Raw genomic sequence first — 14,726 nt, forward strand, 5'->3', positions numbered from 1 at the left:
AAGAGTGAAGGGAACGTGGGCCGAGTGCACCAAGTGGCTGTCGAGGAAGCCCTGGAGGGGCTGGCCGCCGCTTCCGCGAACTTCGGCTTTCTGCTGCCGCTGGAGCCCCTCCTACTGGTGTATGGCGCGGGTGCTGAGGCCGACGCGCATGCCCGCCCGAAACGGTCCCTCGCCCAGGCCCGGCAGTTTGCGGAGGTCCTAACCGCGGAGTCCGTCCGGCTGCTCGGTCCGGATTCCACCGATGGCCCGGTGCTCCGTGCGCTGGCCGAACTGCGCCGCTCCGGCGCCCCCACACCAAACGGGGAGGCCGGACCGGACCACCGGTCCCGTGCCCAACGTCTCGTACGCCACTGCTTCGACCTGGGCGTCTGGTACTTCCGGCTGCGGACCGGAGTGCGTGACGCCCTCTCCTTCGTCCCGCCGGCCGAATGGGACGACACCCCGACGAGTTCACCGCGCCGCCACGTGGCCATATGGGAACCGGTGACCGACCTGGCCACCCGGGTCGCCCTGCTCGACGAGTACGTCCCCGTGCTGCGGCGGACCTTCGACCGGCGTACGCCCGCCGAGACGGCCACCCGCGCGTCCCTGGAGGCACGTTCGGCCCTCCTGGAGGCGGAGTGGCGCGTCGCGGACCTGCTGACCGAGGCGGGATGGGACGTACGGGATGATTCTGACGCGCCGCATGAGCTACTGGTGCGGGGGGTTGCGGTGCGGGGCGCGGCGCAACCGGACCAGGCAGCGGGACCAGACTACGTGCTCCGCGTCGACGGCCGACCGGTGGGCACCGTTGAGGTGCGGCCGCGCGGCAAGGATCTAGGGGCTGCGCTGGCCCGGCGCGGTGAGGCTGCCACCCCGTCGACGGCGTCCACGGAGCGGCGGATGCCCTACACCTACGCCACCGACGGCGTCCGGGTGCTGTTTCAGAACGGGGATGACCCCGAGCCGCGCTTCCGGGAGATCTTCAGCTTCCACCAACCGGATACCGTGGCCCGCTGGCTGCGGGAGGCCGTGGCCGATCCCCAGGCGCCAACGTTTCGGGGCCGCGTGCGCCGCCGTCTTCCGGACCTCGATGATGATGGCTATGCCCAGAGTGTTCTACGGTCGTGGCAGTACGACGCGGTGCGGGCGTTCGAGAGCTCGCTGCGCCGGGGCGAGCGCCGGGCGATTGTCCAGATCGCCGTGGGGGGCGGCCGAGCGGTCACGGCCGTCACCGTGGCCTACCGCCTGCTGCGGCACGCCCGGGCCCGCCGAATTCTCTTCCTAGTTGACCGGGTGGACCTCGAAAGGCAGGCACTGGCGACCTTCGCGGCGTACTCGGGTCCTGGCGAAGACGGCCGGAAGTTCACCGAGTCGTATCGGGTAGAGCGGCTGAGCTCGGACGTCGTGCCATCCCAGGAGGTCGTTGTGAGCACCGTGCAGCGGCTTCACAACGTCCTGTCCGGGGGCAAACCGGCGTCCGGCGTCCGCTACCGCCCCGATCTACCCCCCGAGTTCTTCGACCTCATTATCGCCGACGACTGTCACCGGTCCGTCTCCTCCCGATGGCGCGCGCTGTTCGATTACTTCGACGCGCCGGTGCTCGGCCTGACGGCTACCCCGACGGACCAGGCGCTGAAGGTCTTCCAGGGCAATCTGGTCAGCTCCTACACCTTCGCGGACGCCGTCGCCGACGGCCGAGCCGTGGACATCACCATCTACCGCATTGGCCGCCTCGACACGCGACCGGAGTGGGCGGCCGACACCCTGGAGGAGTTGGACCTCGACGCGAAGGAGACCCTCGGTCACCGTCGCTCCGTGGTGAGCGGCCAAGCGCTCCACGCCGCGCTCACGGCGTTCAAAGAGGGGTTGCCGTCGATGTTCCCCGAGCGGGAGTGGCTCGGTTCCGAGAATGTGGCGCTGCCCAAGACCGTGGTCTACGCGGCCGACGACCGGCATGCAGACGAGGTGGTCGACGCGCTGCGCACGGTGTTCGGGCAGGGGCCTGGCTTTTGCCAGAAGGTGAGACTCAACGGCGGGTCACCGCACCTGTGGCTCTCGCAGTTCCGTAACACAGTCGAACTGCGGGTCATCGTCGTGGTGGGCTCGCTCACCGGTGCGGACATCGCGCCCGTCGAATGCCTCTTGTTCCTGCAGGACGTCAAGTCCTCAAATCGGTACTTCCAGATGCTTGCTGTCGGGACGCGCCCTATCGCGCCGGCGGAACTGCGGGCGGTCACCCCTGGCGCGTCGGCCAAAACCCACTGCGTGGTCGTAGATCCGGTCGACGTCACACGGCACCATGCTGGTCAATCTTCCACAGTGAGGAAGCGAGGGCGAGAGAAGGACGCGTACGAGGCGCCGACCGCAGCCACAACGGTCGACGACGCCGAGGTCTTGGAGCGTTGGCGGTCTTTCCTTCGGGCGGACAACGGCCCGGCGCGGGAGCTGATCACCGGGACAAGGGCCCTGACAGAGGGGGACGTCCAGATGCTTCGCTCATGGGCCGAGTCTCTGGCGCGACCGCCGCGTAGGCTGACAGCGGAGCGGATCTGGAGCGCGTACGAACGCGTCGGTGTCACTGCGTCGGATGCCCGTCGGCCGCGGGCACCGAAGGGGCCCATGGACTTGCTTGCCCTCGTGCGGTACGAAGCGGGCCTGGAGCCGCGCCCGCGCCCCTACCGCGACCAGGTCTTCGAACGGCTCGACGCGTGGATCGACCACCAGGAGCGCCAGGGACGGTCCTTCGACTCCGATCAGGTCTGGTGGATGGAGCGCATCGCGGACGGCACGGCGGTCGGCGGACACTTCGCCGCCGCATCACTCGACGCCGTTCCCTTCACCCTCAAGGGTGGCACGTCGGGCTTCTTGCGCGCGTTCGGCGAGCATGGTGCGGTCCGCCTGCTGGACGAGCTGCGGAGTGTGCTGGCGTGAGGGCGGGACTGCCGTCCGGCTGGACCGAGGTTCCGCTGGGCGAGCTGTTGCGCGAGCCGCTGGCGGGGGGCCGGTCCGGTCAGGCCGTGCCGGGAGGGGTGCCCGTCCTGCGCCTGCCCGCGCTGCGGTCGGCGACGGCCGACCTCGCCGAGTCCCGAGAAGGTCCGTGGGCCTCGGCAGCGGAAGCGGAAGCGGCCGGCCATCTGATCCGGCCGGGCGACATCCTGATGAGCCGCAATGGCGGGCCGGGGGCGCAGATCGGGCGGGCCGCCCTGGTCCGCGAGACCACCGGGCCCACCACGTACCCCGGCACCATGGTGCGGGTGAGGATCGACGAGCGGCTGATCGATCCCGAGTACCTGGTGTTGGCGTGGGCGTCCCGTGCCGTACGGCGCCAGATCGAGTCGTCCGTGCGTCAGGGCGCCGGCATGGGGCACATCGCGGCACGGGATCTGGAACGGGTTCGGCTGCCGCTGCCCCCACGGTCAGAGCAGGAGCGGATTAAGACCTCTCTCGCCTTCTGGTTCGCCCGGGTCGACGATGAGGAAGCCGCCGTCCGCGACATCCTGCGGCGGGTGGAAGACCTCCGCGCCCTCGTGATCGACCGGGGCGTCCTCGGCCACACCACGAACGGGCCGCACGCGGACCCGGAGTCTTCCGCAGGCGCCCACCACGCTCCCCTGCCCGCCGTCCCCGAGGGATGGCGATGGGCCACCCTCGGCGAGCTGGCCGAAGTTGTACGCGGGCCCGTGGCGAACAGCCGGCGTGCCGACGACCCGCACGAGGTCGAGGTGGGCTCCCTGCGCCCGGCCGAACTCCGGGGCGAACGCTGGGCACACGAGCGGATACCGACGGTGCGGCTGGACGCCCGTAGAGCGGAGGCGACCCGGTTGAGCCCCGGGGACGTCCTTTTTGTGCTGAGCGGACAGCCCGACAGCCTCGGCTTCGCCCGGGTGTGGGAACAGGACTCCTCACATCGCACGTACGTACCGAACCACCACGTGGCACGGGTCCGTATGACCGGGGACGCCCTGCACCCCCGGCTGCTCGCCCTGTACGCGAACGGGCCCGGCCGAAGCTGGCTACGGGGCGCCGCACGGAGCACAGTCGGCCTAGCCTCCCTGGGCCTCGACCAGCTGCGGCAGACCCCCGTACCCGTGCCTCCACTCGCCGAACAAGGCACGCTCCTGGCCTCCTTGGAGGCGTGGAACAGCGGACTCACCTCCGTTACGGCCTCGACCGAGGAAGCCTTGGCAATGGCGGACCGGCTGCGCGACGGCTGCCGGGAGCAGGCCCTCGCGGGCAGGCTGCCCCGCGGCGCAGCGCCGAGTAGCGAGAACGACGTACGACTCAAGGGAGCAGTGACCGTGCCGCCGACTACGCCCGCCCGACGGCCTGTCAACCGACCTGAGGTGGAACGCCAGGCCCAGCACCTTTGGACCTCCTTCCCGCCATTGACCGACGACGGCCTAACAGCCTTGGAGTACGGCGAGCAGGTGACATACCTACTCTTCCTCAAGACGGCGCAGGAGTTGCGGCGCCGACCTCTCAACCGCGTCGACGTCCTGGGGCGCGACGCCTGGGACGAGCTTGCGCTGCACGAGGGCACGGAACTGATCCAGCACTATGGCGACCTGCTGGCGGAGCTTGGCGAGCGCGGCGGCGTAGTCGGCCGCATCTTCCACAAGGCCCAGAACCGCCTCCGCCGCCCGCTGCACCTCCAGAACCTGATTCAACAGGTCGGGGAGGGGCTCCCCTGGTGGGACGAGCGGCCGGAGTGGCGCGCCCCGGTCTTCGACGCATTCCTCGCCCGGTGCGCTCAAGACCACCGGACCGCCGCAGGCCAGTACTTCACCCACCGGGAGCTGATCGACGCCATCGTCGCGTGCTGCCGTCCGACCGTCGAGGACACGATCGTGGACCCGGCCGCAGGCACCGGGGGATTTCTGGTGCGGTCCTTCGAGCACATTGCCCGGCACCTCCCGCCGGGCGTCCCGCCCGACCAGCGCGAGCAGCTGGCCCACGGCGCGATCCGCGGGACGGAACTGGTGGACGCGACGGCGCGCCTCGCCACCATGAACCTGTTCTTGCACGGCGTCGAGCGCATCGACGGCAACCGGGCGGCCATCGAGGTGCGGGACTCCCTCGCGGTAAGCCCCCGCCGCCGGGCCACCCTCGTCCTCACTGATCCGCCCATGGGGCAGCGACGCTCAGTGACCTCGTCCACCGGCACGTCCGACCTCCATGGCGCCGAGGAGCTCGCCCTCGCCCGGCCGGACTTCTGGGAGGCCACCAGCCATCAGCAGCTCAACTTCATCCAGCACGTCTACACCCTGCTGGAGATCGGCGGCCGGGCCGCCGTCGTCGTACCGGACGGCGTCCTTTTCATGAAGGGCGCCGGGGAACGGGTACGGAGACAGTTGCTGAAACAGTGCGACGTGCACACCCTGCTCCGCCTCCCCATCGGGTTCTCCGCAGGCTTCTCAGGGGTAAAGCTCAACGTCCTGTTCTTCGAGAAGGCCGCGGCCCGCCCCGACGGATCGCCGGCCACCCGCCAGCTCTGGGTCTACGACGCGCGGACCGGACACACGGCCGTCGCCGATTCCCCGGGCTCCGGTCTCGACGCGTTCGTCGCCGCCTACCGGCCCGGGCACCCGCCCGAGACCCGCGCCGCGTCAAGGGTGTTCAAGCCCTACTCCGTCGACGCGCTCCTCGCTACGCCCGGAGCCAACCTCGATCTCTACGCCGACCTGCGCGAGGAGGAGCTGGGAGCGGTTTCAGAGCCGCACCTGATCGCCCAGCAGATCTCCGAGCGGCTGGAGGACGCCTGGCGACGGTTCGCCAGGCTTGCGAAGGAACTCACGCCGCCGCGCGATGCCCGCACGTTCCGGTCCGGCTGAGGGGGATCCGATGCAGCTGCTGCAGCTGAGGCTGCCCGACTACCGCGGCCTGCGGGACTTCACCCTCGACCTGGAGAGCGCCGTCGACAAGGGGCAGGCCATCGCCGTACTGATTGGCCCCAACGGAGGCGGGAAGTCCCGGATCCTGCACGCGCTCGCGGAGCTTTTCGGGGCCCTCTACCGCTGCACCCTCGGCCATTCGGGCCGTACGGACTTCGGATACGAGGTGCGCTACCGGCTCCGCGACACGACCGTCGAGATCGTGCAGCCGTCCGCCGAGGCGGATCCAGTCATGTGGGTGACGGACGCCGCCGGGTCGCGCGACGAGACACCGCGTCACCACTGGCTCGGCCACCTTCCCGACCACGTCTTCGGGTATCAGGTGCACGGCCGGGTCCCTTGGGGCTCCGAGTTCGAGCGCCACGTGCACTTCGCCGAGGCGGAGCTGGCGACGTGGCGCGAGCAGTGGACGGAGTCCTGGTTTGCCTGGCAGGACCGGCCGGAGAACGAGGAGGGGGTGTGGTCAGAACAGCTGGAGCTGCCGATCACGTGCCCGCTGTACGCCCCGGGATTCCTGTGCACGCCCGACTGGCTCCCCCTGGTCCTGCTCTCCCTGGCCGGCCAGTGGGCGGACGTCTTCGGCGACTACCTCAGGGAGCAGGCCAGGGTGGACGGGGTTGTGTCCGCCACGCTACACCTGCGCGCCCCCGCGTCGGTAGGGGAGGATCTGTCGGCCCTGCCGTACTGGGGGCTGGGCGGGCCGCCGCGCGCCCTGTTCGCCGAGGCGGCAGCATCCGGCCGCTTCGGACCGGTGCCGGAATCGGACCCGCTGTACAGCGCAGGCACCCCCGACGACGGGTTCGCCCTCATCATGAGCAGCCCCGAGGACGTGCTCGCCTTCCGTAACCTCTTCGACAGCGACCTGTCGATGTTCGGGCTCCTTTCCACTCTTCAGATGGCCAGCTACCTGACGGTCGATGTGCGCGTCCGCAAAGCGGATGGCGCCGTCGTCCGGGCGGACCAACTGAGCTCCGGCGAACAGCAGATCCTTACCGTTCTCGGTCTTCTGCGACTCCAGCGAGGCCAGGAGTCACTCTTCCTCCTCGACGAACCCGACGCGCACTTCCATCCCGAGTGGAGCCGACGCTGGTATTCGTCAGTCCAGAGCATGCTCGGCGATGGACAGCGCTCACAGTTCATCGCCGCCACCCACGAGCCCCTCCTCGTCTCGAACATGCTGCGGCAGCAGATCCGGGTACTCGACACGGACGCCGACGGACGGACTAAGGCGCTCGTCCCGGACACCAGCCCACGAGGCCAAGGAGCCGGCGGGCTGCTCACCTCGGACCTGTTCCGCCTCCGGAGCCAACTCGACGAACACACCCAGGACCTGATCGACACCCAGTACCGCCTCATTCCTGTAGCTGAGGACGACCCCAGGGCGCGCCGAAAACTCCAGGAGGTCACCGACCAGCTCGACGGACTAGGGTTCGCCACTGGGCGCCGCGATAAGGTGCTTTCCTCCTTCCTGGCGGAACTGCACCGGCGACGCACGGAACTCATCGAACGGGCCCGAAACGGAACTGTGACGGGCGAGGAGCTGGAAGCGACCGCACGCGTCCTCTTCGACGAGCGCTTCTCCCGGGGGGTCTGATCCCGGTGCGTCACGTAGACAACACCGGACTCACCGCTCCACGCCAGTGGGCGGACAGAGCCGCCAAGGAACTCGAGAAGCTCCACGATGACGCGAAGGATGCAGACAAGGAGCTCTCCTTCCGCGAGATGTGGCGGGAGGACGCGATCCGCGACCGGCTGATCGCCCTCATGGACAAATGCTGGTACTGCGAGACCAGGGACAATCGGTCGCCTTACCACGTCGACCACTACCGGCCGAAGTCCGCCGTCGCCGGCGAGGCCAAGCACCGGGGGTACTGGTGGCTCGCCTATGACCCCGCCAATTACCGCCTCGCCTGCCACCATTGCAACAGCGGCGGTGCCCGCTACGGCAATCAAAGCGCCGGGCAGGGCAAGGGAGCCCGCTTCCCTCTACTCGGGCAACGCGCGTCGGTGGGCGAAAGCCTGGCGGGCGAACTGCCGGTGCTCCTTGATCCCGTGCTGGCCGAGGACGCCGATCTCGTCGGATTCGATAGCCAGGGCTACGCCCGGCGCAGGCCCGAAAAGCCCTACTCCGACGACGAGGTGGCCTGGGATCTCTGCCGGGTGGACGAGACCATACGGATACTCGCTCTCAATGCCGACCGGCTCATTGAGACAAGGTCCACCTTGATCGAGAAGGTGGACCGACTCGTCGAGCTATACCTCGTCCGCAGAGACGACGCCGTTGTGGCGCGGTACGCCCGCAAGGAGATCGACGACCTCACCCGGACGACCGCGGAGTGGAGCGCCGCGGCAGCGGCAGCGGAACGCTTGGCGCTCCTCGCCTACGGCCGCTCGGGAGATGAGGTGACCCCTCAGGGAGGGGCGGGGGGCGATGTCGCCGAACGCGCGAGCGACGGAACCGAGCCTGCGGCGGCCACGGCGACGGCTCATCGCGTCGACCTACGGACCCTAGTGGCCGCCTTGCCCCCCGAGGCGTTCTCCACAGGTGGGATCGCGCTGACAGGCCGGGGGAAACGGGGCCCGGCCAGGGCGACGCTGCGAAAGGACGGCATCATCGAGTGCTTCCAGCAGCCCTTGGCCACGCCCACGTCCGCGGCACGGATGGCGACCGGCGACGAGAAGGTGGATGGATGGACCTTCTGGTCGTTGACGGTGGACGGCACGACCAGGACGCTATCCGACCTGCGCGACTTCCTGATCACCCAAGACGGCTGACGGGCACCGCCCGCCACCACGCTCTTCCACACAGCTTGACCAGCCCAACACCGTCAAACGAACCTCACCCATCGGAAACAGATCGACCATCACGGCGCCCACTCCCACTCAAACTGACTCAACGGCCCCCAAGTCGCTGTCTGGCAACGTCCGCGTCCATCGCACCGCCTCCTCCCTCAGTCGTTGTCAGAGGTATGGGACAAGATCAGCCCACTAGACAACGCCGCACGACGACGAGGAAGCGCCTTGGACGACGAAGTCATCCTGCGAGGATCGCTCGGGGAAATGGCCACAGCTGAAGCCGCCCCAGCAGGGTTGAACCCGGCAGACCTCTATGCGGGCGCGATCAGCTGGTGGTCCGCAGCCGTCTCCCCCGCGGTCTCGATCGTCTCCTGGCCCAGTGCCCCACTGACGGTCTGGATGTCACACGTACATGACGACGCGTCCTACGGGTCCCGGCTCGTCGATGCCCTTCGCCGTCTCCTCGGAGGCTCTGCTCCGCTGGCGACCCACCATGATGTGACGAACGGACGGATGTATAGCGCAGCAGTGCATTCCACCCGCCGGGCAGAGCACGCCGGTACGGGCACCTCAGCGCTTCTCCTGACCGGTTCTCCGTTCACGGCTGGCCCCGGCAGTACGTGGAGAAGTCCTCTCCTGGAGAGCCATGCGCGCATGGCGTGGGACGGTCGGCACATTGTCGGCGTCGGCTGAATCGTGACCCACTTTGGGCGGTGGAAATCTGACCCGGTTGGTGTCGATGGGTGGTTCAGTCGTTGTCGGGTGTGTCGGTGGGGACGCGTCCGAGTTCGCGTCCTCGCATGCGGTAGGAGTCGCCTTTGAGGGAGTGGACCTCGGCGTGGTGGACCAGTCGGTCGATCATGGCGGCGGCCACGGTCTCGTCGCCGAAGACCTCTCCCCAGCGCCCGAAGGGCTTGTTGCTGGTGACGATCACGGACGCGCGTTCGTATCTGTTTGATATGAGCTGGAAGAACAGGTTCGCGGCCTCCGCTTCGAAGGGGATGTAGCCGACCTCGTCGACCACGATCAGCGGATAGCGGCCGAGCCTGGTGAGCTCGGCCGACAGGCGGCCGGTCTCGTGGGCGGCGGCGAGCTTGTCGACCCATTCGGCGGCGGTGGCGAAAGCGACGCGGTGTCCGGCCTGGCAGGCCCGCACTGCCAGGCCGATCGCCAGGTGGGTCTTCCCGGTGCCGGGCGGGCCCAGGAAGACGACGTTTTCCTTGCCCGCGATGAAGTCCAACGTGCCCAGATGCGCCAGCTGTTGGCGCGTCATGCCGCGCAGATGGGTGACGTCGAGCTCCTCCACCGTCTTGATCGCGGGGAAACGGGCGGCGCGTACTCGTGCCTCGCCGCCATGCGATTCGCGGGCGGAGACCTCGCGCTGGAGGCAGGCGACCAGGTATTCGGCGTGGGTCCAGGACTCCTTGCGGGCCCGTTCGGCGAGCCGGTCGGCGGCGGCAAGGAGAGCCGGGGCCTTCATGGCCCGGGCCAGGAATGCCAGGTCGGAGGCGGTCTGCTGACCGGTCCTGCGACCTGTGGCCGTGCCGGCGGCGGGTGCTTGTGCGTCGGTGGTGGTGGAGGTGCGGGCCATCAGCCGGCCTCCTTGCCTTCGCCGCCGTCGATGACGGTGAACAACCGGTCGTAAGAGCCCAGCTCGCGCTGTTCGACCTCGATGAGCGGGCTGGAGGCGGAGCCGACGGCGTGGATGTGACCGGTGGGCCGGCGCCGTGCTTCCTGGCGCATCGCCCGTCCGGCCTCGGCGTGCTCGGGATCGGTGAGGGTCTGGTGGCGGGCCCAGCAGCGAGCATGCTGGGCGACGATCTCGCCGCCGGAGGTGAGCACGATGACCTGCTCGTTGTCGGTCAGCACGGTGACCTGGTGGCCGATCGCGGCGGGGTCGACGGAGTAGTCGCAGGTGTCGACCCGGACATAGTGGTCCCGGCCCAGCCGGGCCGAGAACCGCCACCAGGTGGGCGGGTCGACCGCGGGCAGGGTGAGCATCTGGGCCCGGTCCGCTGCCCACCGGTCGGCCGGACGGGCCCCGAGAGTGCGGTGGACACGGCGGTTGGCGACCTTCAGCCAGGTCTGCAGCTGGGTGTTGAAGTCGTCCGGTCCGCTGAAGTGCCGTCCGGGCAGGAACGAGGTCTCCAGATAGCCGTTGGCCCGTTCCACCAGCCCTTTCGCCTCCGGATCCCTCGGCCGGCACAAGTAGATCTTCGTGGCGAGCAGGCCCGCGAACGCGGCGAACTCGCTTGTCGGGCGGCCGCGGCCGACGCCGGCCTCGTTGTCCCAGACCAGCGTCCTGGGAACGGCACCCCACTCGGTCAGCAGCCGCCAGTGCCCGTCGATCAGATCGCCGGTCCTGCGGGATGGCAGCATCCGGGCGGCGATCACGCGGGAGTAGCCGGACACCATCACCAGGACCGGCGGGCGTCCGCTCTGCCCATAACCAAGGGGGATGTCCGCGTCGGGGAACCATAGATCGCACTGGGCCAGCTCACCTGGCCGATAGACAGTGCGCGAGACCGGATCAACCGGAACATAGGCCGGCCGCAGTTCCCGGATCCGGTCTTTGAGGATGGTCATGCCCCTCTCCCAGCCGATCCGCTCGGCGATCACCGTCGCGGGCATCGTCGGAGTCTCCCGCAGCAGTTCCCGGATCTGCACCTCCACCGCGTCGACGGCCGAGCCCCTGGCCGGCCGCTGGTACTGCGGCGGCCGGTCGCTGGCCAGGGCCCGCTTGACGGTGTTCTTCGAGATGCCCAGATGCCGAGCGATCGCCCTGATCGGCATCTGCTCAGCCCGGTGCAGCCGGCGGATCTCTGCCCAGTCCTCCACGAGGATCACCTTCCCTCCTGACCTTGATCACCAAGGCCAGAGTCAGACGAAGATCACCAAGTGGGTCACTTTTGATCCGCCATCAGAGGGTCAGCGTTCGGCCGTCGCCGAGACACATCATTCCCACGCGGGGCTTCAGACGCCACCGATCCGCCGAGAGATCCGCTCCGCCACACGTCGGCGCCCTGTGGACTCCCTCCCTCAAGGCGTGGCGCGGCTTTCTGTCCACGGATGCAGCCACCTAGTCGCGTGTCCTGCATTGCCCAGCGCAGCGCACCTGCCCCGCTGGCAAGAGCGTCGTCGGACCGTTGGCAGCACGACCTGGCAGAGGCATACCGGTGGGCCTTCCACACCCGGCCGTGCCTGACCTACACCCCTCGCGCAGGAGAACTGCTGGACGCGGTCTGTGAGGCGGAGGACAGGTGGGACACGGCTCTACCCGAAAAGCACGGCGGTTTCTTCCTCCGGGTTGGCGATCATGTCTCCCGCATGGCCGGCGCACTCGCTGCGGCCGAACGCACCGCCATCCACGGAACCCACATCAAGGCCGCATGGTCACTCGCCCGCCGCGCTGTGAAGGACACCTGCCGTCTTGTCTCCATGGACTGCGACATGGTGCATCAGATCGTCGAGTACGTGGATGACGCCATGCGCCACGTATCGACGTCAGAAGGCCAAGTCTCTCCCGTCCTCTCGAACACCCCCGAAGGGCAAACTTATGGCGAATACGCCCACGGAAATCGTTCGCCAAGCGGCATCAATGCCGTCCGCAAGCTCAAGCAGTGGTACCAGGACTCCTGCCAGATATGCGCTACCACCCTGGTCCTGCCCTCACCCCGCCACCGCTACAGCGAAGCGGCTCACATCCGGGCCAAAGAGGACGGCGGACCCGACCTCACCGAGAACTTGCTGTGCCTCTGCCCGAACTGCCACGTCCGCTTTGACGGCGGAGCACTCGTCCTGACCAACGACCTCACGGTCGTCGACACAGTCAAGGACCGCCTCGGAGCCAAGCTCAAGCGCCATCAGTGGCACTACATCAATCCCGACCACGTTCGCCACCACCGCCACCACTGGATCAGCCGCAATCCCGCACCCCTCACGGCTCTGCCCTCGGAACGGCAGAGCAACTGAGCCCGCGGTCAGGCCCCCAAGATCCGGACCATATCTGGGCCAACGATTGCCCGTCTCCCTTCACACAGCACATCGGCACTGGTCAGAAACATCCAGACGGTCAGCGCCGTCTGTTCCACGAACTGCTCACAGCGGCGCAGGGGCAGCGCTCCCCTCGCCCGGGCCCCCGAACACACTCTGATCCGCCCCGTCCTACATCTGTGTTGATCAATGGGGCCTTGCCGATTCCGGCGGGCTCGCTGACAGCGATCGGTGGCACCACGCGGCTACCGCGGAGTGGCGTGACTTCCCGGTCCGTCGCGAGGTGCTGCTGATCCCGGCGCTGTTGCGGGACCCGGATGCTCAGCGCACCCGGTACTGATGGCGGCGATGCGCCCTGGAGGCCACAAAGCGGCCACGGTGGAGTCGCCGGTGCTGCCCGGCGACGCTCGGCACGGGACTGACTTCCGCCGACTCTGCTCGACCCCACATCCAGCGACTGACCAGCGCACGGTGCGCTGAGCGTACGGTGGGTGGACGCTGGCATGAGGCACACGACTGGAGTCGGTTCACTCATGTCGGCCAACAGGTCTCGGTGCTGCTGCGGGTAGCCCTCCCGGTAGTCACTGGCGCTCAATTTTCCTCGGCGCTGCGGCGTGCATGTCTCTAGCGTGGGTCCATGAATGAGCACGAACCGGTACGGGGTGTTCTGCAGGCGTGGCTGGACGATCTCCGTCAGCAGCCGCCCCAAGAGTGGTCCGTCACAGAGCTGAGCAAACGTCCAGCTTGGGACCAGGTCCGTACGGTGGTGGCTGGCCTCGCGCCGGTCTCCCGGCGCCCGGACCTGTACGGCAAGGACGGGTCAGCGCTCGACGATGAGGTCCTGATCACCATGACCGGCCTGGAGCAGGTGGCCGAGGCCGCTGCCACCGGGACCCTCGTGAGCCTGGACGACCTGACGGCGGACTTCACAGCCTTCTGCACGGCTGCGGCGCCCGAGGCACAGACCTGGATCCTGCTGGACATCGACCTTCCACGAGGGACAGACCTGACGCTGGGGGAATATCGGCTGCAGATCGTTAGCGCCACGAGTCTCGCTCAGCTGATGCCCCTGCCGTCCATGCACCGCTTCATCCGCAACCCGGACCTCGATCCCGACACGCTCGGCGGATCGGCCTTCCTGCAGCAGAGCCTGCCCGGCCAGGCCCTCGCGCGTGGTCGCTCCTGGCTGCCGGACCTTGATCAGCGCCCCGAGCGTCGGCACCTTGACCCGCTGCTGGTCCTGCAGCTGTGGAACCCCGAGGAGAGTGTGCACCCCGAGGCGTACTTCCGCGTCGAGCCCGGACGCCACAGCGAGCTCCGTGCTGGCTCGCCACACATCGAGCCGTACTTCGACCACACCGGCGAGGAAGTGGGCGAGATGCACCGCGCGTTCGGTTATCACGTTCCACCATCTGCGGCGCCCGGCTTCACCGCATTTCTGCACGAAGTCCACGGCATGATCAGCACGGTGCGGTCCCGCACCGTCAAGGACGGACGGTCTGCCCCGACTGCCAGAGCACTGGCCAGCGCGGCCAACCGCCTGGTGCGGGCCGCGCAGCGCACCATGGGAGGCACCTACGTCGATGAGTCTGAAGCAGATGACGTGCTGCTCGACTACGTGATCGCCATGGAGGCCGTCGCGGCCGCCGACGGCAGCGGCGACAGTCGGCGCCGGACCAGCCAGCGGTCGGCCGCGCTGTGGACCCGGGACGAGGACCGCCTAGCCGTGTACAAAACGATCAAGCGCGCCTACGCGCGTCGCTCCCGGTACGCCCATGGAGAAGATCAGACGCCCATCACTGACGAGGAGCTGTTCACCGTCCGGTGCACGGCCTTCGGCGTGTTCCTGCGCTGGCTCGTCCTTACCTCCGCTTTGGGCGAGGAAGTACTGCAACACCTCGACGCATCGCTGCTCTCGCACCAAGAGCGCTGCCGCATCACGAGAGTGCTGGACGCCTTCTTCACAGCGACCCCGCCAGCCACGACACCCGGAGCATGATTGCGAAGCCCATCGCTCCTGACGGCAGGTGGGCGACGTCGGCGAGCTTGGCACCTACCCCGAGG

Annotated in this window: 8 protein-coding genes; 6 read left to right on the plus strand and 2 right to left on the minus strand. The window is 68.5% G+C overall.

Annotated elements, in window-relative coordinates:
* The first annotated feature begins 483 nt into the window (after nucleotides 1-483).
* Genes DN051_RS07775 through DN051_RS07790 form a run of 4 tightly spaced genes read left to right on the plus strand, consistent with a single transcriptional unit; the run spans nucleotide 484 to nucleotide 8,648 of the window.
* The gene (locus tag DN051_RS07775; RefSeq protein WP_162624888.1) at nucleotides 484-2,913 is read left to right on the plus strand and encodes a type I restriction endonuclease subunit R; all 2,430 of its coding nucleotides are present in this window, start codon (nucleotides 484-486) and stop codon (nucleotides 2,911-2,913) included.
* The gene (locus tag DN051_RS07780) at nucleotides 2,910-5,813 is read left to right on the plus strand and encodes an N-6 DNA methylase (RefSeq protein WP_112438362.1); all 2,904 of its coding nucleotides are present in this window, start codon (nucleotides 2,910-2,912) and stop codon (nucleotides 5,811-5,813) included. Before DN051_RS07775 ends, DN051_RS07780 begins: the two co-directional genes overlap by 4 nt.
* Before the next feature lie 10 nt (nucleotides 5,814-5,823).
* The gene (locus tag DN051_RS07785) at nucleotides 5,824-7,467 is read left to right on the plus strand and encodes an AAA family ATPase (protein ID WP_162624889.1); all 1,644 of its coding nucleotides are present in this window, start codon (nucleotides 5,824-5,826) and stop codon (nucleotides 7,465-7,467) included.
* A gap of 5 nt (nucleotides 7,468-7,472) precedes the next feature.
* Nucleotides 7,473-8,648 (plus strand): HNH endonuclease, encoded by a 1,176-nt coding sequence (locus DN051_RS07790; RefSeq protein ID WP_112438364.1) that lies wholly within the window; start codon nucleotides 7,473-7,475, stop codon nucleotides 8,646-8,648.
* A gap of 769 nt (nucleotides 8,649-9,417) precedes the next feature.
* Here the strand turns inward: DN051_RS07790 and istB are convergent.
* The gene (istB, locus tag DN051_RS07795; RefSeq protein ID WP_112438365.1) at nucleotides 9,418-10,260 is read right to left on the minus strand and encodes an IS21-like element helper ATPase IstB; all 843 of its coding nucleotides are present in this window, start codon (nucleotides 10,258-10,260) and stop codon (nucleotides 9,418-9,420) included.
* Nucleotides 10,260-11,516, minus strand: coding sequence for an IS21 family transposase (istA, locus tag DN051_RS07800; protein ID WP_112438366.1), 1,257 nt, complete (start codon nucleotides 11,514-11,516; stop codon nucleotides 10,260-10,262). The genes istB and istA overlap by 1 nt, the downstream gene beginning before the upstream one ends.
* A gap of 480 nt (nucleotides 11,517-11,996) precedes the next feature.
* On the opposite strand from istA, the gene DN051_RS07805 reads away from it, so the two are divergent.
* On the plus strand, nucleotides 11,997-12,641 hold the full coding sequence (locus DN051_RS07805; protein ID WP_162624890.1) for an HNH endonuclease: 645 nt from the start codon (nucleotides 11,997-11,999) through the stop codon (nucleotides 12,639-12,641).
* A gap of 871 nt (nucleotides 12,642-13,512) precedes the next feature.
* Complete coding sequence (locus DN051_RS07810; protein ID WP_162624891.1) at nucleotides 13,513-14,661, plus strand: HEPN domain-containing protein; 1,149 nt, start codon at nucleotides 13,513-13,515, stop codon at nucleotides 14,659-14,661.
* Nucleotides 14,662-14,726: the final 65 nt, after the last annotated feature.

This window comes from Streptomyces cadmiisoli (assembly GCF_003261055.1).
GTDB classification, from domain to species: domain Bacteria; phylum Actinomycetota; class Actinomycetes; order Streptomycetales; family Streptomycetaceae; genus Streptomyces; species Streptomyces cadmiisoli.

Coding starts and splice junctions, on each gene's coding strand:
- istB (WP_112438365.1), bottom strand. CDS start 10,260: ATGGCCCGCACCTCCACCACCACCGACGCACAAGCACCCGCCGCCGGC.
- DN051_RS07810 (WP_162624891.1), top strand. CDS start 13,513: ATGACCGGCCTGGAGCAGGTGGCCGAGGCCGCTGCCACCGGGACCCTC.
- DN051_RS07805 (WP_162624890.1), top strand. CDS start 11,997: ATGGCCGGCGCACTCGCTGCGGCCGAACGCACCGCCATCCACGGAACC.
- DN051_RS07785 (WP_162624889.1), top strand. CDS start 5,824: ATGCAGCTGCTGCAGCTGAGGCTGCCCGACTACCGCGGCCTGCGGGAC.